Source organism: Verrucomicrobiia bacterium (assembly GCA_036405135.1).
Lineage (GTDB): Bacteria > Verrucomicrobiota > Verrucomicrobiia > Limisphaerales > JAEYXS01 > JAEYXS01.
In genome coordinates this window covers 50,531-76,434 of the sequence record DASWYF010000027.1, presented here as the reverse complement: position 1 = coordinate 76,434, position 25,904 = coordinate 50,531, and the positions used below count along the sequence as shown (strand labels likewise).

Sequence of the window (25,904 nt, the reverse complement as noted above, 5' to 3'; positions counted from 1 at the left end):
AACAAGCCTTGCGCAGTGCCGAAGCCAGAACTTGGGAGGCGCTCTTGGCGGCCATCGCCGCCGCCTTGGCCTCAGTCACCCCACAAGACGCCGCTTCCTGGTTCGCACATTGCGGCTACAACTTTATTTAAAACGCTCTAGCCCGAGCACTTGCTTTGATCCGTAATGGAGAGAAGCTGGTCGAGATAACTGGCGATTGATTAAATCTTCCCCGCCTTAACCAACCCCATCACCCGCTCCAACGCCCCCGCGCTGAACACGAGTGGATAGAGTTTCTCATAATACCACAGCTTCGCGAAGTAGAAGCCGATCGGCCGGGCTTCACGATGGTGGCCTTGATGAATCTCACGGGCGAGCCAGTTCGCGCCCGCAAGGATGGTTTCGGGCAGCACGGATGGTTTGGTGAGTTTGCCGGAGGTCAGGGCAGCGGCGAGAGCTTCGACACAGAGCGCAGTTTCCTCGATCGAAGAAGGGCCATCTTTCGCTCCGCTCCAACTGCCATCGGGCTTTTGATGGAGGGCGATCCATTCCACGCCGCGTTCGAGGGCTTGTATGTCGTCGTTGCTTAAACGCGCGCTTAATTCGCTCAGGGCGAGGACGACTTTCGCCGTGCCATAAGCGGGGTTTTCGTCATCGGGTGCGTGTTGGTTGCCGAACCAGAGTGGGAGCCAGGAGCCATCGTTACGCTGGGTATCGCAGAGATAATGCAAAGCGTTGCGGATGCCGCGATTCACTTTCTTGTTAAGCTCTGCGGGCAGTTTCTTTTCCCACACATGCCAAGCGCGCAACGTATGCGCAGTGAGGTCTTGGCTGCTGCGATCAAAGGGCAATGTGCCCCAACCGCGACAGAATGTGGGGATGCCACCATCGCTATTCTGCAAGCCGAGGAGCCATTGGCAACCTGCGGTCGCGGCTTCGGTGACGCGGGGCGACTCGATGCCGAGATGGTGCAGTGCGAGTAACGCACCGGGCGTGTCATCAGCATCAGGAACGCCGCCGGGGAGATTGGTCCATGCCCAACCGCCGGGAGCGGCGTTTGTGTAGGGATGAACGGTGCGATATTGCTGATCTAACAACCAAGTGAGCAGTTGCTCACGTTCTGTGGAGGAGAGATTTAGATGACCACCAGCAGAAAGACCACTGATGGCGAGGGTTGTTACCCAGGTTGCGAGGTTGGTATCAATGGGCCAACTGCCATCGGGTCGCATGGAGGCGCAGAGGAATTCCACGCCGCGTTTCGCCACGATGTGCTTGGGTAAACCTGCTGCCGCGAGGCTCATCGTCACGAAGCTGGTGAGCGGTGTGGCTTCGAGGAAACCGCCGTTGGGCGGCTGGATATTCGTGAGGACTTCGAGTGTCTTCGCACGCGTTTTATCTCGCAGATAACGGGTGATGGGATTGCGCGTAGGCAGGCGATCATGGCGCACCTGGCCGATGGCGATGAGTGCGGGCAAGGCGTAGCTGACGACGGGCAGCTTCGCGGCGGCATAGAACTTCGCGGGCAGCGCGGCGAGCTCGAAGGGTAGCGGCAGGACATGTTTCCAAGCGGCCTTACCCACACCTAAACGCCCGGCGATGGCGCACATGGTGAGGATGGGTACGGAGAAGGTGCGGTCCTTTCCATAACGCTGGATGATAGCGGGCACGAGTTTATCTGTGCTTACACCACCGGCTTTTTGCGTGAGCCATTTTTCGGCGGCAGTGACGGTGGTGCGGTATTGCTCATCCGCACCTTTCACAGAACCGAACGCGGCCCAGCCGAGTGTAGTGGTGCTGATGTTACTGAAGCTGCGCGTGGTATCGCCCCAGCCGCCATCGGGGTTGGCGTGGGCAGCGAGCCATTTCAGACCTTTCTGGATGTGGGCATCGTAATGCGTATCGCCAGTCTGATGAGCGACAGTCGCGAGGGCGCAGACGGCCGTGGCGGTGGAGAGCGCGCTGGTGGAGAGCTCGCCGGTCCAATGACCAGCAGCGTTGCGTTCTGCCAGTAGGGCAGCGCGCACAGTGGCGTTGGCTTCCGCGATTTTCTCAGCCGTATTCACGATAAAGTAGTCGTCACGCAGGCTTATCTAATAGCGACATGAACCGTTTTGACCATGCAGTGCGGTTCGCGTTCGAAGAGCAATTCTTCACGCAGCTAGCGTGAAAACTGAACGCAGCGCAACACAAAGTGGCACGATTTCCACGGGGTCGCCCTTAGAAAAATCACCCATTTGGGTGACTATTCAACCGGATAAACAAACTGGCATATACACTGCTTGTCACCAGTCGTAGTGGACCGCAGCAATGCTCTCGCTGTTCGAGGACTTGGTCGGTTCCATCAGAAGTTAGACGTATGTTTTTAGATCAAGCGCAAGGACGGGGCGGCTTCGGCCGTCTGGCCGCCAAGAAAACGGTCAAGCCCATCAATTTCTTTTGCGAAGCGCCCGAAGCACAGGCGGTGTTCATCGCCGGTGACTTCAACGACTGGTCCCTCACGGCTACACCGATGAAGCGCGGCTTCGACGGGAACTGGAGCGTGCAGATCCCTTTGCCCCACGGTCATCACCGCTATGTGCTGGTGATTGATGATGAACTGGCACTCGACCCTCGCGCCAGTGGCATCTCGAAGAATGAAGATGACTCCGTCGTGTCTCTTCTTTCGGTGAGCTGAGTTACTTTGATACGTCCTTGAATGGGATGCTGGAAAGACCAGTGAAGTCATTGGCATCCGTAGTCCAGATTTCCTCTGCTCCAGCTTTTTCTGCTGCCAACGCATGCATGTAATCATGAATGCGTCCTCCCCGGACCGCCCGCTTCTTTGCTTCTTTTAAGGCTTTCAAGACCGTAGCTGTATCCAGCTCCACGTATTCCAGACGTCCAGCAATGTCTGCCAAAACGCGAGCAGCCAGATCCGCTTCCAGTTTCAAAAAAGTGCCGCCTTGCTGCGGGATTCCCCGGCCCGTAATCGTTCCGAAAACCTCCACTAAAGAATGGACACGCGTAACGCCTTTAATCTCCCTTTCACGTCCCTCCAGCCAATAAAGCAAGAGGGCAGAACTGTCCCAGTAAATCTTCATTCGCGGTCTCTGCCGGCTTTGATGGCTTCCTTCAAGCGGCTCCGGTCAACTTTCCAGCCGCCTTTGGGACGCAATGTCCGCGGGTCCACATCGTCCAATCCCACTGTACGCGTTTTTTCCATCACCAGCTTACGCCCCCGTATCTCGCCCTCTTCGAAACGCCACTCCACTTGATCGCCTGGTTCGATGCCCGCCGCTTCTGCTACATCTGCGGGGATGGTTGTTTGCCGCTTCTCTCTGACTGCTGTCGCACTCATGGTAGGAAAGTCGCACGAGCGATGGTGACGGGCAAGAGAAGAAGAACAATTACACTTCGTCTTTTTCGGACTGGCGTAGCGTTTTCTTTTTGGCGCGTTGCTCGCTGAAGAAGCTTTGCAGGATGTGGCGGCACTCTTCTTCCCGCACACCGGCGGTGATCTGGGATTTGTGATTCAGGCCGGGGAAATGCAACAAGTTCAAGGCCCCACCTGCAGCACCACCTTTGGGATCACCCACGCCGAAGACCACGCGTTGGAAACGCACATGCACGATGGCTCCCGCGCACATGGGGCAAGGCTCCTTGGTCACGTAGAGCGTGCAATCGTTCAGCCGCCAATCGCCGACAGCTTCTTCCGCTTGGGTGATGGCGATCATCTCCGCGTGGGCAGTGGCATCCTTCAGCAGTTCCACCTGATTCCATGCGCGGGCGATGATGCGGCCATTGCGCACGACGACGGCGCCGATAGGTACTTCTTCGGCTTCATAGGCTTTCAAAGCAAGGCGCAGGGCTTCGCCCATGAAGTATTGGTCACTGTGCAGATCGATGATGGGTTCTTCGTCGGCCATGGGAATTATTTGAACTGGGGCAGAATAGATTCTTCCATCGTCCACACATTGCGTCCATCCGAGGAGCAATGACAATGGGCGGAGAAAAATCCGCCCCGATGCTGCCAGAACATCGGCCAGATGGTTTCGCGATCGGTTTCAGGGAGACGCAAAGTGGCAAGCTCCTCGCGCTTAAAGAAAGCGAAGTGACCTTCACGATGCGGTGGCGGCACTTCGGTGAACTTGCGTTTCACTTCGAAGAGGAACATGAGCCAGTGCGCCTGGCCGTGATAGCCGTGTTCACTGACGATGCCGGTGAGGTGGAGATCGCCGGGTTTCAGCACGGCACCCATCTCTTCATTCGCTTCACGACAGGCGCAGGCGTAGGGAGACTCGCCCAGCTCGGTCTTGAGCTTGCCACCGCAAGGACTCCAGAGGCCGCGATTCGGCTCCTGTGCCCGTTCCATGAGAAGGATGCGGTCGCTGGTATCGAAGCAATATAGCAGCGTGGAAATCTTGTGCGGCAGCTTCACGGGTTGTGAAGCTGTGGTGTCTGGCGCTGGCTGTGTCTCGGCCGCACGGTTCATGGGCGGAGTTAAGCAGGAGAGGAAAGAAAGGGAAACATAGAACATCGCCGCCACGGCTTCAGTCTGGGTGAGTGACGGTTACAAGCATTCCGGCCAAAGAAAAAAGTTGCCATTGCTGGACGGTTGGCCAACCTTGTATTCCAGATAATACGTATGCGGAATAAATTGGCGGGTGCCTTCCTGCCCTTGAATAGCCGCCCGTATCCGGCAGTCTAAATCACTGTGCAGCACGTAAGGATAAGCATGAAAATCGGCAAGTTCCTCACCCTCGCCGCCATCTGCGGTTTGACCGCCACGGCGGTTTTTGCCCAAGCGGGCAAGACCCTCTACGAGAACAATTTCGAGCAAGCCGCTGTGGATAGCCTGCCTGAAGACTTTTTGGTGCTGGATGGCGGTTTTAAAGTGAAAGAAGCCGATGGTGGCAAGTTCGTGGAACTGCCGGGTGATCCCCTCGAGACCTACGGCTTCCTCTTCGGTCCCACGGAGAAGGAGAACCTCGCCGTGACTGCGCGCATCCACAGCACCAACAAGGGCCGGCGTTTTCCTTTCTTTGGCGTGGGTTTGAGCGGCGTAGGGGGATACCGCCTGATGGTGGCTCCGGCCAAGCAGGCGATCGAGATATACAAGGGCGACAACGCCGTGGCTACGGTGCCGAACAAGTGGGCTTCGGAGACATGGACACAATTCCATCTGCAAGTCCGCAAGGTTGGCAATGCGTGGAAGGTGGAAGGCAAAGTCTGGAAACAGGGCGATCCTGAGCCGAAAGAGCCGACCATTTCCTTCGATGAGAAGGAAGAGCCGATCGCTGGTCGTCCCACCGTCTGGGGCAGTCCTTTCGCAGGCACGCCTATTAAATTTGACGACCTGAAGGTTGTGAGCGTCAGTGGTAAGTGAAGTCGTTTGTCACATCGTTTGTTTTGCTAGGCGGACTGATGATTCAGTCCGCCTTTTCTGCCTCCGCTCAGCCTGCGCCAGCAGATGTCGCTGCGGAACTCGTCGTCCCTCCCGCTGAAACATACGTGATCGGAGACCAGATACCGCTCTACTGGCGCTTCACGAATCACTCCACAAACGCGCTCGGTTTCATGTGGGAAGGGTGCTGCCGTGTGAATGGCCGCTTGACCATCGCGCGTAATGGTCAGGAAGTAACGCCCATCCCCGCTGTGCAAGCGATGGCCCACATGTTCGCGAAGGCAGAAGTGCTCGCGCCGAATAAATCCAAGGACTACGAAACCTTCGTCAGTGATTGGGCGGTGTTACCAGAGTCCGGCACCTATGATCTCTCCGGGCGCTACATCGGGGTATTGGAAACGCAGAAGCCGCAAGTGCCGCGCGGCATCGGTCTCTGGCGTGACACGGCGTTGACTGGCACGAACCGTCTCAGCGTCCTCAGCGTGACAGATTACCTGAAGCAACGCTCCGAACGCGTGGCCAAGCGCGGCCTGTCGGTCGAGCTATCCGGTCCATTGAAGCTGCCGCTCTTGGATTCGGCCGACTGGTCTTTACGCGTACGCAATACGGGCACTCAACCGCGTACCTTCCGCTGGCCGGATGATCTAAGTCTGTGGGTCGTGGATGCGCAGGGCTTTCGTGAAACACGGGTGCCAAGCGCACTGGATGGGGATTACAGTGACATCAGCTTGTCGCCCGGACAATCGTTTGAACGCAAGGTGATGCTGGAGCACAGTCGCGTGGAAGATTTGGCCTTCGGCAGGTATCAATTATTTATCGATCTTAGCGCGGATGCCGGTGGCGCTCCACGCGTTCCTTCGAATCCGTTGCCGCTGCAGTGGGAATTTTCCTCATTGGATGTCTCTCAATTGGTCTTGCAAGCGGCATCAGGGAACAAGGCGGGCTTGCGCAATCCCGCGCTGAAATTTCTCCGCGTGCATCTGGCGGAATTCGGCCCTCTATTGAAAACGGCGGCAGTTTCTGCGAACGACCCAAAAGCATTGGAACTGTTGATCGATTTGTCTCTGGCTGCAGCGGTGAAACCGTTCGCGCCCCAACCCGGCAGGAAGGATTGGGAGGTGACAGTCAAGCCGTCCGGCTCCTGGATGCTTACGGATGAAAAGCTGCGCGATGCCTTGGACCCCACCCCGTTGAAATCAGTTCAGCAACTGCTTGGCGTGAAACGCCATCTGGGGCTGGAGATGAACGTGCTCTTGCGACCGGAAGGGAATGCGACCGCGGCCACATGGTTCACCGCAGCAAAGGAACTAAGTCCGATACAGGCAGACCTGGCTGCCCCAGTTCATCTGCGTTTGTTGCCGGGCACGACGAACACGGCTGGCATCGTCAATTTACGTTCAGTACCAGTTGCTGCGAACGTAGTGATCTTGCTAACCCGCGCGGATGGTCGCTTACAGATGCGGCTCGCGCGCAAGTTTCCTGAAGCTCAAGGGCCGGTGGCCACGACGGCCTTTTCACCGGGTGATTTTAAAGTGATGACATCTGTCGCCTCAAGCGCTCAACTGCTTGAACTCATCAGCGATCCCCGCCTGCGTTCACCGCAGGTGCAAGTCTTCTGCCCAAATGAAGTGACTGTGGCAGAACTCGGCAATGCCTTGGAACCACTCTGGACCAAGGTAAACCAGGTGGACTTGGTGCCTGCTCCCTGAGCAAATAGAAGCGGAATTTGTCCGCCCTTATCCGTGTGATCCATGTTCCCTCTGTGGCTGATAATCATTCCTTCTGCGGAGCGATTGTCCCGTTCAAAAGTCCGCCATACTTGCCACCGCTCCACGATCCCGCATACGTGTTCTCATACACCATCACGCGAGCGGAATACACGCCACCACCGGGTACGGCCACATTGTCCACGATGATCACCGCCGTATCTCCCGCCCACTTCACCTTGATGGGAATGGGCGCATCGAAATCGCGCTTGTTGTATTGGATGCGTGAGACGATGACCCACTCATCTCCTTTCACCTTGCTCACGCTCTGGATGGTGTATTTGTCTTCCTTCTCTTCACCCATCACACCGTCTTTCAGAGAACACCAACGGCCAGACATGATAGCTTTCGTCAGCGTGGTCTTGAACTTTGCTTCCAGCTCTTCTTGTGTTGGCGCTTTTGGTTTTTCTGCGCTCGCAGGTTTTTCACCAGCGGCTTTTGATGGAGCGTCCTGTGCTAAGAGTGATTGGCCGCAAAGGCTGAGTGCGAACGCTGAAGTAAGCAGCAGAGCAATGGTTTTCATGATGATTCCATAGTTTCCGCGCTTACTGGCTCGGATGCAACAGCATTCCCGCTATAGCCATGCTAAAACCGCAACTTCGCAGTCAAACCAAACGTGACCGGATTGCCACTCTCGCCGACATAGCCAGAGGGCGCCCCGAAGGTGCCGTATTGAAATGCCAACGGCACGTAATCCGTATCAAACGCGTTGCGAACCCAACCTTCGATGGACCATTTCTTGCCGCCGAAACCGGCACGGAAATTGGTGACGCTATAGGCGCTTTGCGAGGCGCCATTCACGGCATCATAGGCGAACTGGCCGTAGGCCGTGACATCCGCGCGGGCGAAGAAGTTAACCTCGCCGCTGACCGGCACGATCACCTGGCTGCCGCCATGGATGGTGTAATCCGGTGCGTAAGGCAGCTTGTTGCCGCCGATATGCTGGATGGCACCCGCATTGGAGTTGTTATCATAGCTGCCGTTCAGGAAGCGTGCTTCGTTGTAACCGGCTCCGGCGAAGACATCCCAGCCGGGCATCACACGTGCTTTCACTTCCAGCTCCAAGCCCTTGCTGGCGGCGGAACCGGCGTTGTCGATGTAGAAGGCACCGCCACCCAGCGGCGTGTTCAACTGGATATCATCCCAATGCGTATAAAACGCGGCGATGTTCACTTGCAAACGATCTTCAAACCAAGTGGTCTTGAAACCCGCTTCATAACTCCAACTGCTCTCCTCCTCGTATTCCTGGCTGCCCGCTGGAGCGATGGAGTTGAATCCACCTCCTTTGTAACCGCGCGTCAGCGTGCCATACACCATGTGCTTGTCTGTGATATGATAGGCCAGTCCAAAGTGCGGCGTGACCGAAGTGTAGCTGCTGCCCAGGCTGGAAACGGTTGGCAACGCAAAGAGCGGCTGATTGTATAGATCCGCCTCCTTGTCCTCATAGTCGCCGCGAACTCCAGCGGTAAAATCGAACCTCTCAAATGCCGTTAACGTCGCTTGGCCATAGATGCCGACGCCGAAATCGTCCAGTTGGGATTGCTCCAGGCTGCTGGTGAAGAAGGCCGGGATGTTGTTGACCGCAACTTGCTCGTAGTTCTGAGTGAACAAGAACAGGCCAGTCTGCCACTTCAGATCCAGCGAGTCGCCAAGTTCGAGAGGAGCGTCTTTCGCTGAAGACAGCCGGAATTCCTGGGTGAACTGAATTGCCTTCTCATCGTTCTGACGCATGATCACCGGAGTGACCGGGGTCAGCGCATAGCCGATATCGGTTGAGTCAGTGGTCTCCCAAAAAACGAGACCGGTGATGGAATCAAACTCGACGCCACCATTGGTGTAGCCAGCGAGGAGAGTTGGAGAGAGTATATCACGCTCTGTGGAACCGTCCGCGTTACGGTTCACCTGATGTGGATTGGCACGAAGGGAGGACAGATCGCCTAAGGCGTAGTCACCATCATTGGTGCTTTCACCGGTCAGGATCAGACGCACTTCCCAATTCTCATGCGGAGCGTAAAGCAACTGAGTTTTGCCAAAAACGGCTTCCCGGTTGTCGATGTCTGCACCCGTGGCGACATTCTGCGTGTAACCCTCGCGGCCGGAGTAACCACCGGAGAGGCTCAAGCCCACTTTGTCCTGGCTGATGGGACCGCCGAAATCGAGACGGACATCCTTGTAATCATAGTTGCCATATGTGGCCTGAACCCCGCTGCTCCATTCCATAAGCGAAGGTTTCAGACTGCGGATATCGATAAGACCGCCGATGGTATTGCGACCATAGAGCGCTCCCTGCGGACCACGCACAAAATCCAATTGATCGATGTAATGCAGCGCCTGGCTGGAGGTGTTGGCATTCAGTTGCGGCACGCCATCGATGTAGGTGGTGATGCCCGGATTATTCGGGCTGGAGCCGATGCCGCGGAAACGAGGATTGCTGAGCTTGCGGGCGCTGAATTCGGTGACGAATGTGTTCGGAGCCATCGCCGCTGCGTCGTTCACATAACGGGCTCCCGTCATCTCCAAGACGTCCTGGGGCACAGCGGCCACGCTGACGGCGGAGCTTTGCACGTTCTCCACTTTCTTCTGCGCGGTGATGGTCACCGGTGGCAGTTCGGTGGGTGAATTCGTGCTGGTGTTGGCGGCGGTTTGGGCCTGGGCCGCAGAAGCGCATCCGGCTAAAATCAGTCCCAAGGCAGGACGACGAAAGCGCGGCAAGAGACGGGAGATAAATGACATATGCGTTTTTGTGCATACAATAATAGTAACGCGCAAGACCTTTTTGCCTCAAATTTTGGAATGGGCGGGTTCTTGTATCTTAAGGTATGCCGTTGAGTGCAACTATTCCCTTATAATCAAACAAATGCTTCAGTCCATCTCATCCCGTGTGCGTTCGCGACAGCCTGACAGGTGAGTTGTCCATCCATCACGTTGATACCGCCTTTTAGTGCGGGTTGGAGTTTGCAGGCTTCGGCGAGGCCGTGATCGGCGAGCATCTCCACGTAGCGATAGGTGACATTGGTGAGCGCTTGGGTGGCGGTGCGGGCATAGGCGGCAGGCATGTTCGCGACACAGTAGTGGATCACGCCTTCCTCCACATATACGGGATCATCATGAGTGGTGGGGCGGGAAGTCTCCGCGCAGCCGCCTTGATCGATGGCGATATCCACCAGCACACTGCCGGGGCGCATGCGCTGGAGCATGTCGCGCCGGATGAGCTTCGGGGCTTTTGCTCCGGGAACGAGAACAGCACCCACAAGTAAGTCCACGCTGGGCAGAAGCTCCATGAGATGGGCTTCACTGGAATAGAGCGTGTGCGCGGTGTGCAACGTGATGTCGAGGTATTGCATGCGCTCCAGATCGACTTCGAGGATGGTCACATCCGCGCCCAGACCCGTAGCCATACGCGCGGCATTGATACCGGCAGTGCCACCACCGATCACCACAACTTTACCCGGCAACACACCCGCCACACCGCTGAGCAACACGCCATTGCCACCGCGATGTTTGGAGAGGAAATAGCCACCAACCAATACAGACATGCGACCGGCGATCTCGCTCATCGGCTCAAGTAACGGCAAGCGTCCGCGTACATTGATGGTTTCATAGGCGATGCCGGTGACATCGGATTTCAGCAATCCTTCCGTCAGCTCTTTACTGGCGGCGAGATGCAGGTAAGTAAAGAGCATCTGGCCTTTGCGCAGCAGGGGGATTTCGGAGGGCTGCGGCTCTTTTACTTTCACGATGAGTTCGGCCTGGCGGAAGACATCAGCGTGGTCGTCCACGAGGCGTGCGCCCGCTTTTTCATAATCCGTATCGGCATGACCGGTGCCTAATCCAGCACCGCGTTCCACGACGACTTCATGACCACGTTTGATGAGTTGATAGGCCGCTGAAGGTAGCAGGCCGACGCGGAACTCCTTTGTTTTGATTTCCCGGGGGACGCCGATGATCATGTTTAAACGATAGCATATCGTTCGTGGAAAAGTAAGACCTTTGATTGAATGCCCAATGACTAAATCCGAATGACGAAGGAATGCAAAATGACCAATGGAGGGATGCTGCTTAATTGATTACTCACAGTCTCTGGATGAAGTCCGCACTTAAGCATTTGTCATTTACTCATTCCTTCGTCATTCGGATTTAGTCATTGGTCATTTTCAGAAAGAGCCTGGTAAGCCCTTGTGACCAGCGGTGCGGCATTTCTTTTCGATGCGGGTTGTGATTTGATCCAGCCATGAAACACCTCATCCGTGGCTGTGTTTTGCTCCCCTTGCTCGCCACTGTTCTGTCAGCGGCGGAACCAGCTCTGCCGCGCGGTTACTCCATTCCGGTGATCGATCTGTCTACGGAAACGCAGAGGCAAGTCTTGGTAGATCGTGAGCCGGGCCAGTATCTGGGCCATCCCACCACTCTCTTGCTGGAGGATAACAAGACCATGCTCATCGTGTATCCGAAAGGTCATGGCAGCGGCCCGATCATGTATAAGCGCAGCACGGATGGTGGGTTGACGTGGTCAGAGCGCTTGCCGACACCCGAGAGCTGGGTGACATCGAAGGAAACACCCACGCTGTTTCGTACAATCGATGCCAAAGGCAAGAAACGCATTCTGATGTTCGCCGGACGTCAGACGAAGTTTCCCGGAGAGACCATCCGCATGGCGTATTCCGAAGATGATGGTGGAACGTGGACGGAGCTTAAATCGATCGGCGCCTATGGTGGCATCGTGGCCATGGGCACCATGCAACTGCTCCAAGGTGGCACGTATATGGCGCTCTTTCATGACGATGCTCGCTTCTGGGGCTACTCCGATAAGAAACAGGGGCAGACTGCTTATGTTTTTAAGACACTCTCAAGAGACGGTGGACTCACTTGGAGCTTGCCGCAAATCATCGCCACGCATCCGACAGCCTATTTGTGTGAGCCGGGTTCTCTACGTTCACCCGATGGTAAACAGATCGCTGTCTTGTTGCGTGAAAACTCCCGTAAGCTCAATTCCTTCGTGGTCTTCAGTAATGATGAAGGCAGGACTTGGACGGAGCCGCGGGAATTACCCGGAGCTTTGACCGGTGACCGGCACACGGCCAAGTATGGTCCTGATGGCCGACTCTTCATCTCTTTCCGTGATACCACACTGGAAAGTCCGACCAAGGGCGATTGGGTCGGTTGGGTGGGGACTTATGAGGACATTGTGAAAGGCCGCGAAGGCCAGTATCGCGTGCGGCTCATGGACAATCATAAGGGCATGGATTGCGCTTATCCTGGTGTGGAGCTATTACCGGATGGCACTTTCGTGACCACGACCTACGGGCATTGGATGCCGAACGAGGAACCGTACATTGTGAGTGTGCGGTTCACGTTCGCTGAGTTGGACGCCAAGGCGAAGGCGAAATAAACGCGCTTACTTTTTCCCGGCGACGAGGAAGTAACCGATGAGCAGGCGGTTGCCTTCGCTGGTCTTGTCGCGTTCTTCCAGCACTTTGATCTTCAAGGTGTGTTTTCCGGGTTTCAGACCGCAGGAGAGCATGGCGTAATGATTGCGGGCGAAGTAGGGGCCGGGAGCGGTGTCGCTCTTGGCTTTCTTCGCACCTTTTGGACCACCGTAGGCATGATCCCAAGGTTCACTCACGCCGTCATCGATGCTCCATTCGAATTTGCCACCGTCTTTTTGCACATTGAGGAACAAGCCGATGGCGGTGCCTTCAAACTCAAACTCCAAGGCATCGCCGGGTCCGCGGGCATTGATGGTGCCATCCGTGTAACGGGCGAGCAGACCTTGCTTTGAAGGTTCGAGCACTTCCCAGTTGCCGGTGAGCTTGGCCTTGTTCGCGGGGATCATTGTGGCGTGGGCAAATTCTTCACTAACGAGCGTAGCACCGAGCTTGGGCGTGGGTGAGGGTTTGGCATCTACCTGTGTTTTGAGATACGCGATGATGGTGTCTGCGTAGATGGTGTGACCGAGATCGTTCGGATGCACGGAGTCGCCCATGAATACTTGGCCTTTGGCGTTCCAATTGAACTTCTTGTCTGCCAATTGCGCTTCAGTCGGCTTTGGCAAATCAGTGCGATCCAGCGCGGCGATGAGCGCGGGTTGCAGGTCGATGTCCTGGATGCCGTAATGTTTCGCCACGGCGGGATGACTGCCGCGTGCGTTGTTCAAATCGCGGCTCGTAGTGTAGAGGAAGACGATCTCGGGTTTGGATTCTGAGGCCCACAATTGCCGCACGATGCCTTCCATCGTTGCCTTACGGAACTCATTCGTGGGACTGCCGTCATTGATATTGAACTCCACGAAAACGAGATCAGGTTTCTTTGATACCACATCAGTGCCGCAGCGGAACGCACCGAGATCGCTGCCGGTGCCGCCGATGGCGGCATTCACTTCCACGAGTTTAGCTTGAGGGAAGGTGTCCTTGAACCATTTGAACGTCTTTACCCGATAACCCGGTGCCGCGGTGATGCTGCCGCCGAAGTAAGCGATGGTTGTCGTCTCGCCCTTCTTTATCTTTTCGAAGACGCGACCAAGCGTGCGCGTGGGCACAGCGGATTCAGCGGCGGAAAGAGAAATGAAATTTGCGGCGAACGCGGTGGCGGCCATGCCGGCTATAGCCTGACGGCGGGAGATGAGTTGCATGCCTTTGGTGAACCCGATTCGGCCTTTGGCAGCAAGCCTAAATCATGAAAATGAAAAAGCCCGGCTCGTTCTGAGCCGGGCTGGAGAGTTTACGTAACTTCTTAGTGGCGGAAATGGCGTGCGCCGGTGAACACCATGGCGATGCCGCGCTCATCGGCAGCGGCGATCACTTCGGCGTCCTTCACAGAACCGCCCGGCTGGATGGCGGCTGTTGCACCCGCATTCGCGGCGGCGATCAGGCCATCCGGGAAAGGGAAGAAGGCATCACTGCACACCACGCTGCCTTGGAGAGGCAATCCGGCTTCGCCTGCCTTCCACACGGCGATGCGGCTGGAATCCACGCGGCTCATCTGGCCTGCACCCACACCGAGCGTGCGGTCACTGCCGACATACACGATGGCGTTGGACTTCAAATGCTTCACCACGCGCCAGCCGAAGAGCATGGCCTTCAATTCAGCTTCGGTCGGCTGACGTTTCGTAACGACTTTGAGGTCGGCCGCGCGCGTGATCTTGAGATCGCGCTCTTGGAGGAGGAACGATTCCGCACCCACACTGCGCAGGTCCCATGGTGCAGGCGTGGCCGGGTTCTTCTTGATCTTGAGCAGACGCAGATTCTTTTTCTTCTGCAATACTTCAAGTGCTTCCGGCGTGAAGTCAGGAGCCACGATCACTTCGCTGAAGATTTCCACGATGGCTTCGGCACATGCTTTATCGAGCGGCTGGTTCACGGCGATGATGCCGCCGAACGGAGCCTGTTTATCGGTAGCGAAGGCCTTGTCCCACGCATCACGCAAGTTGCTGCCTTGGCCTACCCCACACGGATTCGTATGCTTGAGGATGGCCAGCGTCGGCTGCTCGCCCTCGAACTCCACGATGAGATTCGTCGCGGCAGTGAGGTCGAGGATGTTGTTGTAGGAAAGTTCCTTGCCATGCAGTTGCTGGAAGTATTCCGTGAACTTGCCGTAGAGCGCGGCCTTTTGATGCGGGTTCTCACCGTAGCGGAGGGATTGCGCCTGATTCGCGCGAACAACGAGTTCCTTCGGCAATTCACCAGCGGGTTGCACACCGAATTCTTTGCCGAGATGCGCGGCGATAGCGGCATCGTAAGCAGCGGTGCGTGCATAGACCTTCGCACAGAGTTTGCGGCGCAGTTCCAGCGTGGTGCCGCCAGTGGTCTTGATCTGCTCGGCCACTTCAGCGTAGTCAGCAGGATCGGTTACTACCGTCACGCTGTCATGGTTCTTCGCGGCACTGCGAAGCATGGAGGGACCGCCGATGTCGATGTTCTCGATGGCATCGTGCAGGGAGACGTTCGGCTTCGCGATGGTCGCCTCAAACGGATAGAGGTTCACGACCACGAGGTCGATAGATTGGATGTCGTGCTTTTGTACGGCTGCTTCGTGTTCCGCGTTACCGCGGATGTAGAGCAGGCCACCGTGGACTTTCGGATGCAGCGTTTTTACGCGGCCATCGAGCATCTCAGGGAAGCCGGTGTAATCGCTGAGGTCCTGCACGGTCATGCCTGCATCACGCAGGGCCTTGGCCGTACCACCGGTGGAGATCAAATGGACGCCCGCTGCCGCGAGAGTTTGGGCGAAGGGCACGAGGCCCGTCTTGTCCGAGACTGAAAGCAATGCACGCTGAATCTTAGCCATAATCAAAGGGGGATAAAATCCTCCAAAGGGGCAAAGCCAGTCAATCGTCAAAACGGAGGTGCTGAAGGAAAGTCCTGAACCGCTTTCAGGCTGTCCGTTCCCGTTCCAGTTCCTTGCAGACCAGGGCAAGTTCCGTCTCGATCTGGACCGAGAGAGGGATGAACAGATCTTTCTGACTGGCCTTGGCCGCCTTTTCCAGTTCCGAGCAGAGACGGGCCAGACGCTCGGCACCAAGGTTCGCAGCACTGCCTTTCAGAGAGTGGGCAGCCATGCGGATCTCATCCGATTGACCGGAGGCCGTCTTGGACTGGATATCCAACAGCATCTTGGGCGAATAGTTGAAGAACGATTGGATGACTTCACCCAATGGGTCGGTGCCATCATCTTCCTTCAAGCTCCGGAGTTCGTTGATGATCACCGGATTCAGGCGCGCAACAGGTGCCTCAGCAGCGGTTGTGGGCTTGAGGACACGGGGAGTGCGTTCCAAGGCTGCTTGCAGGTCTTCGCGGCGGATGGGCTTGGAAATGTAATCATCCATGCCCGCCGCGAGGCAGGCTTCGCGGTCACCGGCCATGGCATTGGCAGTAAGAGCTATGATGTAGACTTTCTTCAAGTCCGTCCTGAAATTGGGCTCGTCTTGGGCGGCGCTTTGGCGGATGCGCCGGGTGGCTTCGTAGCCATCCATCTCGGGCATCTGGCAATCCATGAGGATGACATCGTAAGGAATCCGTTGAATGGCGGAGAGAACTTCCTGGCCATTGGCTGCGTAATCGGCTTCGTAACCCATGCGCCCGAGGATCTTCATGGCGACCTTCTGGTTCACGGGATTATCCTCGGCCAGCAGGATGCGCAAGTTTTGCCGGGGGACCGCCGGCTCGTTTTGAGCTGCCACGGCAGCCGCTTTTTTCAGGATGGTTGTATTTGATCCGCAGAGACGGCTTAGACAGGCAAGCAGCTCGAGCGGCTTGACCGGTTTGGTCAAGGAGGCGCTCCAGCCTTCGGATTGCATCACGGCTTCTGCGGGGCGTTCACCGGTACTGCCCACCCAGACCAGGCGCGGTGGGGTCAGTGTGTTCAAGCTGCGAACCTGGCGGGAGAAGCGGACGGCTTCTGTCGCAGGCAGGTCCACCAGGGCGAAATCGAACTTGTGACCGGCGACCGCTTCGCGTTGAAGGAGGCTGACGGCATCTTGAGCGCTGGCGGCACTGCCGTTGCGCATGCGCCAGGAGAGGATGTAGTGATGGATGACCTGACGGCGAGTGGCATTGTCACTCAGCACCAAGGCACGGCGGCCCACCAGTTCCAGCGGGACTTCCAGCGGAGGCGAGGCATCAGCCGATTGTTTCTCAAACGGGATGGTGAACCAGAAGGTCGAGCCTTGGCCGGGCACGCTGTTGAGTCCGATGTGCCCCCCCAGCATCTCGACGAGCTGTTTGCAGATGGCAAGACCCAAGCCGGTGCCGCCATAGCGGCGGGTTGTGGAGCTGTCCGCCTGTGTGAAGGGCTGGAAGAGTTTGCCTTGAACTTCCTCGGAAATGCCGATGCCGGTATCCGTCACAGCAAAGCGGATGCTCATCGTCGTTTCCGTCTCGGTTTCCGGAGTGACCTGGAGGAACACTTCGCCGCGTTCAGTGAACTTGATGGCGTTGGCGATGAGGTTGAGCAAGACCTGGCGCAAGCGTCCCGGATCACCGCGCAAGGCGGCGAAGCAGTCTTGGTGGACGAGGTAGAGAAGCTCCAAACTTTTCTGATGGGCCCGTTCGGCGAGGAGATCGATGGTGCCATCGATGACTTCGTTGAGCTGGAAATCCACACTGTCGAAATGGAGCTTGCCAGCCTCGATCTTGGAGAAGTCAAGAATGTCATTGATGATGTCCAGCAGGGCTTCGGCACTGTTGCGAACTGTTTCAGCGTAGTCGCGTTGTTCGGGATCGAGGCGGGTTGTCAGGAGCAGGTCCGTCATGCCGATGACACCGTTCATCGGGGTGCGGATCTCATGGCTCATGGTGGCGAGGAACTGGCTCTTGGCGACGTTCGCCGCTTCCGCCGCTTCCTTGGCCTGGCGCATGGCTTCTTCTGCCCGTTTGCGTTCGGTGATGTCGTGCCAGACCACGAGCATGACGCGTTTTTGATGCAGGATGACCGGGGTGAGGCTGACTTCCACGAGGAACTCCTCACCATCCATACGGCGATGCATCCACTCGAAGCGGGCATAACCGCACTCGTAGGCGGTGCGGTCCATCTCCACGCTCTTTTCCATGGAACTGCGGCCATCGGGTTGGAATTCCGGCGACAGCGTGGCGGGATGTACGGCGAGCACGGCGGATTTGTCCGGGCACCGGAGCATCTGGATGGCGGCGTTGTTGCAATCGATGATGCCATTTTCGTCGAAGAGAAGGTGGGCATCCGAGGATTGCTCGAAGAGCACGCGGAATTTTTCATCGGCTGCACGGCGGTCAGTGACATCTTCCGCCACGTAAGAGAAGCGTGAGTGACCGGCGGGTGTGCGGCCGACGAAGGAGACGGTGACGGAGATCCAACGTTTGCCCCGGGCGTTATCCACGGTGAAGTCAAAACGCGAAGGTTGTGCCGTGGTCTCGCTGAGGCGGTAGTTCCTGATCCAAAGGGCGATCGTTTGCAGGCTGGCCCCCAGTTGGGAGGATAGCCGGTTCTCCATCGATTCCGGCGTCACTCCGAAGAATCGCGCTGTCGCGATGTTATCGCGCAGATGCAAGATGTCTTCGCCCCGCAATTCAACGACGCCCATCATGAGCGGGGCGCTGTCATAGAAGCTGCGGAGAATGGATTCACTGCGGCGGAGATCATCCTCGGCGCGCTTGCGTTCGGTGATGTCGGAGCAGGCGCCGACGAAACGGGAGATCCTGCCTTCGGGATTGCGTATGGGTTTGCCGCGCTGGGCCCAATAACGCCAGTGCCCTTGGGCGTTTTTGATCAGATAATCCTGATCGAACAGGGTGCCGTTTTCGCAGGCAGTGAGATAGGCACGCAACACCCGTGGGCGGTCATTATCATGAATGCGTTCGTGCCAGGCGGAGAGCGTGCGGGGGAACTCGCCTTCTTCAAAGCCCAACAGGTAATCCACCTGGCCGTAGTAATCCACCATTTCGGCTTCCGTATGGATCACGTAGAGGAGATCGCTGGCGTTCAACGCCATCTGGCGGTGAAGCTGTTCGGATTCGGACATGCGGCGCTGGGCGCGCTCACGTTCTTCGACTTCCTGACGGAGTTCGCGGGTGCGTTCCTCGACGCGTTTCTCGAGCTGTTCATGCGTTTTTTGAAGAGCTTCATCCCGGGCCTGGATCTGGGCCAGCATCTCGTTGAAGCGGTCGATGAGGCGACCGATCTCGTCCTCGCCCCGCTTCACGGCGCGGAGGGAGTAATCTTTCTTTTCAGCAACTTTCTGGGCGGTGTCTTCCAGCTGGACGATGGGGAGGGAAATGACATTTTGCAGGCGGGAAGATAGCAGGTAGGTGACCAGTCCCGAGATGAGCAACAGGATGACCACGATGCCGGCGTAGTTGCGCAGGCGCTCGTCCAGTTCACCCACATCGGTCTCCAGATAGATGTTGCCGATGGGTTTGTTGTCATAATTGATGGGGCGGGCGATGCCCAGACTGTCCTGCAATACCAAGGGGCCATTGGGAACGCTTTGAGGGGGGCGGTACGTGCCCTTCAAATCTCCGCGGATATAGCGGGCGAAGATGGTGCCATCGGAACGGTAGACGATGGCAGCCATGATGTGGGGGCGTTCACGCAAGAGGGAAAGGGTGTCCTTCTCCGCGGCTTCGGCGTCATTGAAGGTGATGGCGGCAGAGCTGTTCGCACCGGTGATGTCCGCGAGGCTGGTGAGGTCGTTTTGGATGGCATCGCGGAAATTGGAGATGTCGTAGAGGATGAATCCGGTGCTGGCGAGGAGCAAAGCGGTGAGCGCCGTCATCATGATGATGAGGGTCAGCTTGCGGCGGAGCGCCAGTTTTTGCCACCAGCTCATGGAGTCGCTACTTCTTCACGTCTTTGCCGTCGCGCGTGATGCGCGTGGCGAGTTTCATGACTTGGGAGTGTAATTTCAAGCCGCTGCGTTCCATGGCGGCGATATTTATCTCGAAACGCACCTTCTTCTGTTCGAGGTAGATCCGCGCGTGACCGCCCCGGGTGGTGAAGTCCTCACCTTCACCTACGGTGAACACGGCGTTTGTCCGTACACTGGAGATGATGTTTTGGGCCTCGGCGGAAAGGCTGGTGCTGAGGTAAATCACGTGGTGGTTGGTGCGGTTGTCAGCATGGGAAGGAAGTCGATGTATGAGGATGTCGCGGTCCCCAATTTTTTGATTCTTCAATACCGTGTCGATGGAGTCGCCAAAGGGATCTTTGCCCATGATGGCCAGGGAGAGGGGTGCGGAGGCAGAATCAAACCGGTTGGAAGGCCACTCCATGAATTGAGCCAGCCGGTAGATCATGGCCGCCTTGATCTCATACTCGGTGGGTTCAGCAGCGCGGAGGGAGCTGGCGCTGGTGAACAACAGGGCAAGCGCGAACTGCAGCCGGAAAAAGCTCCGGCGGAGATGCTGTGATATGGAGCTGAACGACAGCATTTTTAGAAGCGCCAGGTCAGCTTGCCATACAGCGTCCGCTGGATTTCCGAGGAGACGACCATGGAAGCGTTGCCATACTCACGGTGTTGGGGGTCCAGCGCGTTTTGAAGGACGATGCTGGCTTCAAAGCGGTCACGGTGTTTCCAGCCGAGTCGGAAATCCAGCCGTGCATAGGCAGGCACACCCAAACCGGGCAGTGAATCCTGGTAGTAGAGCTGGGTGTCGAATTCAAAACCATGCGGCAGGTCCAGGCTGGAGCGCAGATGGATCTGTTGCTGCGGATTGTCTTCCGCCCGGTAGTAGAAAGTGGCGTCAGGTAAAACGAGGCCATTGCGCAGATGCATCTGCAGCAAGGTATAGCTGGCCTGCCAGCGCCACCAGGAGACCGGCTGCCAGTTCAGAGACAGTTCGCCGCCATAGGTGTGGCCGTCCATGGCGTTATTCACTGAGAACGTGGCAGTGGGCGGCACGGGTGTGAAGGTGAAGTCAAAGGCGCGCAGCCGGTCATAGTCATTGTAAAATAGTGCCAAGTCCGTGCTGAATGTGCGATGCAGCTGGGCGCGCCAGCCAAGTTCAAAGGCGAGCAGTTCCTCAGACTGCATTGGGGCGCCGCGCACAACTGTGGTAAGACCCGGGGGACCACCACTGACGGCAGTGACATCAGTCTCTGCACGGGAAGGTGAGCGAACAGCACGGGACACAGAGGCCCAAAGGCTGTGATGGGTGTAAGGTTGCCAGCTTAGACGGGCGGAGGGCTGCACCTCTAAACCGGTATATTGGTTATGCTCCAGCTTGCTGCCGAAGGTTAAGGAAAGTTTGTCCGGCAGGAGGGTGACTTCATCCTGCACAAAGAAGCTGGCCAGGTGATCGTCAACTTCTGCGGGTGCGAAGGTGAGTTGTGGCGAGCCGAACGTTTGGTCACTGGTGAAGCGGTAGCCCGCACCCCAGGCTAGGCGGTTTTTTTCGCCCAGCAGGAACTGGTGCTGGGCTTCGAGATCGAACGTGTTCCGATACTCGGTGACGATGTCGAAGACGCGTTCCGTGCGGTCGAACCAAGTTTGAAGACGCAGGGTGGAATCAGCGCCGAGTTCACGATCCCAACGGGCCAAGGCGTGACCGCCCGCGACGGTGGACATGCCGACGCCGGTGCCAGAAGCGGTATCACCGGCATAGAGTTCGCTTTGCAACATTCCGGAAGAGCCGGGTTGCGGGCGCCAGTCCACGCGATAACCGCCGCGCCATATGTCTGTGCCGTCCATGGCGAACTGGGTGTCATCGCGCTGGTTGTATTTCACAAAGGCACGATAGGCGGTGTGTTCGTTCAATTTGCCGCCGTAGCGGACGGCACCGAAGGCGGTCTCTTCCCAGCCGCCTCCGCCGGAAAGCATGCCGCCTTGGGTATCGAAGGCGTCCTTGGTGATGATGTTGATCACACCGTTCACGGCATTGGCACCCCAGAGGCTGGCGCCTGGACCGCGGATGACTTCGATGCGTTCGATGTCTTCCAGCAAGGTATCCTGCACATCCCAGTAAACGCCTGAGAAAAGCGGGGTGTAAACGCTGCGGCCATCGATCATGACGAGCAGCTTGCTGGCAAAGCGACCGTTGAACCCACGGGAACTGATGGCCCAGTTGCCGGGATTGATTTGGGAGACATTGATACCTGGAACCATGCGCAGGGCCTCGGGAATGCTCGTCGCGCCGGAACGCCGGATGTCATCTCCTGTGAGCACGTGGATGGCAGCGGGTGCTTTGGCTACCGGTTCGGCATGTTTGGAGACGGAGGTGACCTCGATGGACATCAACTGCTCAAGTGAGAGGCTGGTGAGCTGGTTGGTGGCGAGCGGAGTGTCTGCAGCGGCCAGCGTTCCACTAAAGATGGAAGCCACCCCCAGCAAGGTGATGCAGGGCAGCAGCCGGGCGCGTAACATGGTGAGGGCGCGTTGCATGGTAAAACCTGAGGTTAAGGCCACATTTATATCGGCTGGATTGCCGGATAGTATACCTGGCAGCTGTGTCTTGGAAGGCAAATTGGCCCTATCATAGCACAGAACTGACCGGCATGGCAGTTTTCTCTCGTTAGCCACCCCTCCATTCCGTGGGGGAGATTATGTGACCTGGCTTTGGTGGGTTACAAGGCCGGAGTTTGGCAGGAAAACCCGTAAAAATACGTAAAAGTCAGGTCGAAGGAGTTGGCCTCACCAAGTGCCATCAACCAAGTAGGTGGTGATGTTGCGGGCCAGATCTTCGGCGAGGTTGGGCAGGGTCTGGCGTTCGGCACTGGCGAGGTCGGAACCGGCCCGCAAGGTGGCGCGTCCGGTGATCACGCGGTCCAGGATGACTTTGCCGGTGCTGCGTTCGCGGGCTTGTACCCGGGCAGTGAGGGTGACGTTGTAATCACGAACTGTGCGGATGTCCGAGGGTTGGAAGGTGACGCCACCGCGATCGTATTTTATCAAGCTGCCAGTGAGGACGACGTCGCTTTCACCCCGAGTATCGAGTTTATAGGTGCCGTCCTGCTGGATGACCTTGCGCAAAGAGCCGGTGACCGCATCAATCAACCGGGGTTCACCGGTCTTGTTCTGGAAAAATTGTACTTCAATGGACTTTTCCCCTGCCTTGGTCCCGTTGGTGGGACCAAGCTGATAACCCGCGCATCCGCTGAGGAGCAGCGCGGCCAGGCAGGAAAAAACGAGGCGCAGCATGATCTTATTGCTCTTTCTTGGCTTCGATGCGCTTCTTCAGGACTTCGATGCGTTCTTTGGCCTCGGCGGCGTGCTCGGAATTCGGGTCGCGCAGGATGACTTCGTTGTAGTAAACGAGTGCGCCTTCGTAACGGTGGGCTTTTTCGTAGAACTTGGCCACTTTGAAATTGCCGCGAGCCTGTTCGGTGCGGAGGTCTTCGATGATTTTTTGCGCTTCCGGGATGCGGGCGTCTTCCGGGTAGAGGGCCATGAAATCAGTCAGTACGGCGATGGCTTGGGCGGCTGCGCTTTGATCGTATTCCGCCGTCTTGGCCTGCTTTTGATAGGCTAGACCGGCCTTGTAGAGAGCATCAGCGGCGACGGCTGGGCGGTCATTGTAGCGGTCCGCCGCCTTTTCATATGCCTTCACTGCGTCGACGAAGTCTTCGCGTTTTTCCTTGGCGGTGCCGATGTCCATCTGTGCCTGTGGGGCAACTTCGCTGTATGGACCGTTCTTGATCAGTTTCTCATACATCTCCGCCGTTTTATCCATGGAAGGATACAGCGGGATGGTGCCCCAGAGCTTGAACCATTGCCCGCCAAGGAAGCGCTGGGCGATCTCATACTGGCGTTTCAACACTTCGTCGTATTTGGCGTATTTCGGGTATTTCTCGATGAGTTTCTGGTATTCCTTGAAGGCTTTTTCATCGGATTTCCGTTCTTCGTAGGAACGGCCTATGATGTATTGCGCATCGGGCGCGTAGTCGGAAAGCGGCCACTGTTTCACGGTGCGCTTGGCTGCCTTCATCGCGTTCTTATAGTCTTTGCTATCAAAGGCTTCCTGCGCGACGGTTAGCTGGTCCTTGGCGCGGCCACGGATCCATTTGCCTTCCTGGCCGACGGCTTCATAGACCCAACCTTCACCAGGGCGGTAAATCAACGGCGCGGGGGAGACGTGGGGAAATGCCACGAGACCCACCAGCAACACTAAAAGACATACAGGCCGTTTTGTCATCCTGCGAACCGTATTGAACGGGCGAAGGCAAGTCAAGAAAGTGGGTGGTTGCCACCGCTTTCCTTCCAAATCGTACTTTTCCGTTTCCACCCGCTCATTCCGGTCTTTCCACCAAGTTCCATTGCTCATCGAAGAACCCGGCATAGGTCACGCCAGCGGGATGACGCTTCTCTTTCTCTGCTGCCATGTCGAGCACCGCCCAGTCCGGCAGGCGGGGGTACTGGTTGCAGTTGTTCGACATGCCGGCGTAGGCAAAGGTGAAGCTGCTGTTCAGTACGATGTAACGGGTGGGATTTAGCGGGTTCGGGTAGATCAGCACGGGAGCGTGGGTCTCGGCGGAGAAGGTCTTGCTGCCGAGTTTGATCTCCTTGGCGTTCCAGGTGATGGGCAGTTTGCTGGCGATGTCTCCGATCACCTTGTTGTTCTGCGCGTCGCCCCAGAGGATGAGGTGGTTGTTCGCGATGTCCTCGTTTGTCAGGTCGGTGTCCCGTTTCATGCGGGCAACTCCGCGCATCTGCATCCACCACTGGTTGGTGGCGTCACGAAACTCGGCGGCCTGCCAGGCGCTGAACTTGAAGTTGGTGGTGCGACCGGTGGGCACGACGAAGATGAAACTGTCCATGAACGCATGGTCGATCGGACCCTGCAGGCCATGCTTTTTCACGAGGCCGGCTTCCGGCATGACCCCCATTTGCCATTGGCCGTTCAATTTGTAGAAAGGCACCTTCCAGGATTTGTCTGCACCAACGGCTGTGGCTGTAAAGTCCTTGCCATCCACCTGAACCTTCGGTGTGCCGCTCACGAGAGGCTGGCCTGCGGGCATGTTGATGGTGAACGCGCCGATGCCATCCGTCTTTATCTGCACGGAGGACGGGCTGTTCACCACCGCGTTGATCTGGCCTTTCTCCCAATGCTGGGTGAGACGGTCCACGGTGATCCATTTCATTTCGTTGAAAGCCAGCGTGTAGATGGTGAAGCGGATCTCTTTTGGAGTGATCTCCCGGCCTTTCACCGCTTTTTCATCCATCCATTTGCTGATCTCGGCGATGGAGTTGGTGTCGTAGCGATGACCCATGTCCTTGCCGATGACGTGCGTGAGCTTCAGGCCTTCTTTGGCCATCGCCGCTTCCATGAGGTCTGCTGCGAGCTTTTGACCGTCTTTCTCGCCGCTGTAGGCGATGGTGGGGCATTGGAAGAGATTGCCCGGCACGGTCACGGAATCATACATGCGCCAGAGTTTTTCCTCGAACCATGTCGGCTTCGGCTCCCGCTGGTAAATTTTCAGGAATTGCTCCGTATCCGAGAAACCCGCGCCCGGAGCGGCGGCGAACCAATCACCTGCATGATGCGTGGCCAGATGCCACGTGGTGCCGCCGCCGAGCGAGAAACCGCGCACGCTGATGCGGTCGTCATCGATCGGATAATGCTTCTTCACCGCAGCGAGAGCTTCAAAGGCATCCGTCTCACCGGCGAAGCGCGAGCCGTTATTATGACGGCCGTAAGGTTGCAGCACGAAGCCGTCGTTCAGCTTGAACTGGCCGTAACGCGTCTGGCGTTCATTGATGAACTTCATTTCGCTCAACTTGCTGTCGCGACCGTGGAACCAGTAATCGAGGCGGAACTTCTTATCCTTGTTTTCAGGAGAATAGGTTGCGGGGATCTCAAGGCCGTACGGCTGCACTGAGCCGTCGACGCGTGAGACGTAACCGCGTACCACAAGGCCCGTGGAATGGATCCAGCCGGGTTTGCCCTCGCGCAATTGCTTCGCGCGATAGTTGCCGAAGTTCACCATGGCGGTGGCGATGGCGAATTCGTTCGTGTTGTAGAAGAGATCCTGCATGAGCGCGTTGTAAGCGGCGAGGTAGTAGATCTGCACATCGGGCAGGAGATCCAGCATCTCGGGCTTGGATTGCAGTTCCAGCTTGAGAGCCTCGATGTCCTTGCCCAGTGCCACGACTTTCGGCCCCAGCGCAATCCTCACTGCGGCAGGTGTCTCAATGCCCCGGTCTGGAGCGCGCGGCGGTCCCTTGGGCTGTTGTTTGGGTTGCTGCTTCGGCTGCTGTTTTGGCTGGGCGGGTGGTTGCTGTTGGCCAGGTAGTGAAGTGACGCCTGCCAGCAGGGCGAGCATTGCTGCAACCAGTGAGGAACGCAATTTGATACGCATAGTGACTATCGGTCCAA

The 25,904-nt window shown here is 57.1% G+C and carries 20 protein-coding genes; 4 read left to right on the top strand and 16 right to left on the bottom strand.

What is annotated here, in order from left to right; translation table 11 throughout:
• Nucleotides 1-200: 200 nt before the first annotated feature.
• Nucleotides 201-2,042 carry a prenyltransferase/squalene oxidase repeat-containing protein gene (locus tag VGH19_14035; GenBank protein HEY1172484.1) on the bottom strand — a complete coding sequence of 614 codons (1,842 nt, stop codon included), beginning with the start codon at nucleotides 2,040-2,042 and terminating at the stop codon, nucleotides 201-203.
• 293 nt (nucleotides 2,043-2,335) lie between these two features.
• Between VGH19_14035 and VGH19_14030 the strand changes: the two genes are divergently transcribed.
• On the top strand, nucleotides 2,336-2,653 hold the full coding sequence (locus VGH19_14030; GenBank protein HEY1172483.1) for an isoamylase early set domain-containing protein: 318 nt from the start codon (nucleotides 2,336-2,338) through the stop codon (nucleotides 2,651-2,653).
• A gap of 1 nt (nucleotide 2,654) precedes the next feature.
• Here the strand turns inward: VGH19_14030 and VGH19_14025 are convergent, their stop codons facing one another.
• From VGH19_14025 to VGH19_14010, 4 genes are read right to left on the bottom strand one after another with little or no spacing between them, the layout of a single operon-like run.
• Entirely contained in the window at nucleotides 2,655-3,059 is a 405-nt protein-coding gene (locus VGH19_14025) for a hypothetical protein (protein HEY1172482.1), read from the bottom strand.
• Nucleotides 3,056-3,316: an AbrB/MazE/SpoVT family DNA-binding domain-containing protein gene (locus VGH19_14020; GenBank protein ID HEY1172481.1), complete on the bottom strand. Its 261-nt coding sequence runs from the start codon at nucleotides 3,314-3,316 to the stop codon at nucleotides 3,056-3,058. Before VGH19_14020 ends, VGH19_14025 begins: the two co-directional genes overlap by 4 nt.
• A gap of 49 nt (nucleotides 3,317-3,365) precedes the next feature.
• Nucleotides 3,366-3,884: a tRNA adenosine(34) deaminase TadA gene (gene tadA, locus VGH19_14015; GenBank protein ID HEY1172480.1), complete on the bottom strand. Its 519-nt coding sequence runs from the start codon at nucleotides 3,882-3,884 to the stop codon at nucleotides 3,366-3,368.
• Nucleotides 3,885-3,889: 5 nt separating this feature from the next.
• Nucleotides 3,890-4,450, bottom strand: a complete 561-nt coding sequence (locus VGH19_14010; GenBank protein HEY1172479.1) for an NUDIX domain-containing protein — start codon at nucleotides 4,448-4,450, stop codon at nucleotides 3,890-3,892.
• Between the two features lie 243 nt (nucleotides 4,451-4,693).
• Between VGH19_14010 and VGH19_14005 the strand changes: the two genes are divergently transcribed.
• Together VGH19_14005 and VGH19_14000 are read left to right on the top strand one after the other, a co-directional pair.
• The gene (locus VGH19_14005) at nucleotides 4,694-5,344 is read left to right on the top strand and encodes a hypothetical protein (protein HEY1172478.1); all 651 of its coding nucleotides are present in this window, start codon (nucleotides 4,694-4,696) and stop codon (nucleotides 5,342-5,344) included.
• A 38-nt stretch (nucleotides 5,345-5,382) separates the two neighbouring features.
• Entirely contained in the window at nucleotides 5,383-7,071 is a 1,689-nt protein-coding gene (locus VGH19_14000) for a hypothetical protein (protein HEY1172477.1), read from the top strand.
• 64 nt (nucleotides 7,072-7,135) lie between these two features.
• Here VGH19_14000 and VGH19_13995 read toward each other — a convergent pair whose 3' ends face one another.
• The 3 genes from VGH19_13995 to ald all read right to left on the bottom strand — a co-directional run bounded on the left by VGH19_13995 (nucleotide 7,136) and on the right by ald (nucleotide 11,078).
• Entirely contained in the window at nucleotides 7,136-7,651 is a 516-nt protein-coding gene (locus tag VGH19_13995) for a hypothetical protein (protein ID HEY1172476.1), read from the bottom strand.
• A gap of 62 nt (nucleotides 7,652-7,713) precedes the next feature.
• Nucleotides 7,714-9,861, bottom strand: a complete 2,148-nt coding sequence (locus VGH19_13990; protein HEY1172475.1) for a TonB-dependent receptor — start codon at nucleotides 9,859-9,861, stop codon at nucleotides 7,714-7,716.
• Nucleotides 9,862-9,977: 116 nt separating this feature from the next.
• Nucleotides 9,978-11,078, bottom strand: a complete 1,101-nt coding sequence (ald, locus tag VGH19_13985; GenBank protein ID HEY1172474.1) for an alanine dehydrogenase — start codon at nucleotides 11,076-11,078, stop codon at nucleotides 9,978-9,980.
• Nucleotides 11,079-11,359: 281 nt separating this feature from the next.
• On the opposite strand from ald, the gene VGH19_13980 reads away from it, so the two are divergent.
• The gene (locus VGH19_13980; protein ID HEY1172473.1) at nucleotides 11,360-12,517 is read left to right on the top strand and encodes a sialidase family protein; all 1,158 of its coding nucleotides are present in this window, start codon (nucleotides 11,360-11,362) and stop codon (nucleotides 12,515-12,517) included.
• Between the two features lie 6 nt (nucleotides 12,518-12,523).
• On the opposite strand, the gene VGH19_13975 is transcribed toward VGH19_13980, so the two are convergent.
• The 8 genes from VGH19_13975 to VGH19_13940 form a co-directional block, all read right to left on the bottom strand.
• On the bottom strand, nucleotides 12,524-13,756 hold the full coding sequence (locus VGH19_13975) for an SGNH/GDSL hydrolase family protein (GenBank protein ID HEY1172472.1): 1,233 nt from the start codon (nucleotides 13,754-13,756) through the stop codon (nucleotides 12,524-12,526).
• 101 nt (nucleotides 13,757-13,857) lie between these two features.
• A complete protein-coding gene (gene purH / locus VGH19_13970; GenBank protein ID HEY1172471.1) occupies nucleotides 13,858-15,411 on the bottom strand; it encodes a bifunctional phosphoribosylaminoimidazolecarboxamide formyltransferase/IMP cyclohydrolase in 1,554 nt (517 codons plus the stop codon).
• 85 nt (nucleotides 15,412-15,496) lie between these two features.
• Complete coding sequence (locus tag VGH19_13965) at nucleotides 15,497-19,423, bottom strand: ATP-binding protein (GenBank protein HEY1172470.1); 3,927 nt, start codon at nucleotides 19,421-19,423, stop codon at nucleotides 15,497-15,499.
• A 7-nt stretch (nucleotides 19,424-19,430) separates the two neighbouring features.
• Nucleotides 19,431-20,024: a YfiR family protein gene (locus VGH19_13960; GenBank protein ID HEY1172469.1), complete on the bottom strand. Its 594-nt coding sequence runs from the start codon at nucleotides 20,022-20,024 to the stop codon at nucleotides 19,431-19,433.
• A gap of 2 nt (nucleotides 20,025-20,026) precedes the next feature.
• Nucleotides 20,027-21,973 carry a TonB-dependent receptor gene (locus VGH19_13955; GenBank protein ID HEY1172468.1) on the bottom strand — a complete coding sequence of 649 codons (1,947 nt, stop codon included), beginning with the start codon at nucleotides 21,971-21,973 and terminating at the stop codon, nucleotides 20,027-20,029.
• Nucleotides 21,974-22,222: 249 nt separating this feature from the next.
• Complete coding sequence (lptE, locus tag VGH19_13950) at nucleotides 22,223-22,729, bottom strand: LPS assembly lipoprotein LptE (GenBank protein ID HEY1172467.1); 507 nt, start codon at nucleotides 22,727-22,729, stop codon at nucleotides 22,223-22,225.
• Nucleotides 22,730-22,733: 4 nt separating this feature from the next.
• Entirely contained in the window at nucleotides 22,734-23,723 is a 990-nt protein-coding gene (gene bamD, locus VGH19_13945) for an outer membrane protein assembly factor BamD (GenBank protein ID HEY1172466.1), read from the bottom strand.
• Nucleotides 23,724-23,817: 94 nt separating this feature from the next.
• Nucleotides 23,818-25,887 (bottom strand): prolyl oligopeptidase family serine peptidase, encoded by a 2,070-nt coding sequence (locus tag VGH19_13940; GenBank protein HEY1172465.1) that lies wholly within the window; start codon nucleotides 25,885-25,887, stop codon nucleotides 23,818-23,820.
• Between the last annotated feature and the right edge of the window lie 17 nt (nucleotides 25,888-25,904).

Coding starts and splice junctions, on each gene's coding strand:
- VGH19_14030 (HEY1172483.1), top strand. CDS start 2,336: ATGTTTTTAGATCAAGCGCAAGGACGGGGCGGCTTCGGCCGTCTGGCC.
- VGH19_14025 (HEY1172482.1), bottom strand. CDS start 3,059: ATGAAGATTTACTGGGACAGTTCTGCCCTCTTGCTTTATTGGCTGGAG.
- VGH19_14020 (HEY1172481.1), bottom strand. CDS start 3,316: ATGAGTGCGACAGCAGTCAGAGAGAAGCGGCAAACAACCATCCCCGCA.
- tadA (HEY1172480.1), bottom strand. CDS start 3,884: ATGGCCGACGAAGAACCCATCATCGATCTGCACAGTGACCAATACTTC.
- VGH19_14010 (HEY1172479.1), bottom strand. CDS start 4,450: ATGAACCGTGCGGCCGAGACACAGCCAGCGCCAGACACCACAGCTTCA.
- VGH19_14005 (HEY1172478.1), top strand. CDS start 4,694: ATGAAAATCGGCAAGTTCCTCACCCTCGCCGCCATCTGCGGTTTGACC.
- VGH19_14000 (HEY1172477.1), top strand. CDS start 5,383: ATGATTCAGTCCGCCTTTTCTGCCTCCGCTCAGCCTGCGCCAGCAGAT.
- VGH19_13995 (HEY1172476.1), bottom strand. CDS start 7,651: ATGAAAACCATTGCTCTGCTGCTTACTTCAGCGTTCGCACTCAGCCTT.
- VGH19_13990 (HEY1172475.1), bottom strand. CDS start 9,861: ATGTCATTTATCTCCCGTCTCTTGCCGCGCTTTCGTCGTCCTGCCTTG.
- ald (HEY1172474.1), bottom strand. CDS start 11,078: ATGATCATCGGCGTCCCCCGGGAAATCAAAACAAAGGAGTTCCGCGTC.
- VGH19_13980 (HEY1172473.1), top strand. CDS start 11,360: ATGAAACACCTCATCCGTGGCTGTGTTTTGCTCCCCTTGCTCGCCACT.
- VGH19_13975 (HEY1172472.1), bottom strand. CDS start 13,756: ATGCAACTCATCTCCCGCCGTCAGGCTATAGCCGGCATGGCCGCCACC.
- purH (HEY1172471.1), bottom strand. CDS start 15,411: ATGGCTAAGATTCAGCGTGCATTGCTTTCAGTCTCGGACAAGACGGGC.
- VGH19_13965 (HEY1172470.1), bottom strand. CDS start 19,423: ATGAGCTGGTGGCAAAAACTGGCGCTCCGCCGCAAGCTGACCCTCATC.
- VGH19_13960 (HEY1172469.1), bottom strand. CDS start 20,024: ATGCTGTCGTTCAGCTCCATATCACAGCATCTCCGCCGGAGCTTTTTC.
- VGH19_13955 (HEY1172468.1), bottom strand. CDS start 21,973: ATGCAACGCGCCCTCACCATGTTACGCGCCCGGCTGCTGCCCTGCATC.
- lptE (HEY1172467.1), bottom strand. CDS start 22,729: ATGCTGCGCCTCGTTTTTTCCTGCCTGGCCGCGCTGCTCCTCAGCGGA.
- bamD (HEY1172466.1), bottom strand. CDS start 23,723: ATGACAAAACGGCCTGTATGTCTTTTAGTGTTGCTGGTGGGTCTCGTG.
- VGH19_13940 (HEY1172465.1), bottom strand. CDS start 25,887: ATGCGTATCAAATTGCGTTCCTCACTGGTTGCAGCAATGCTCGCCCTG.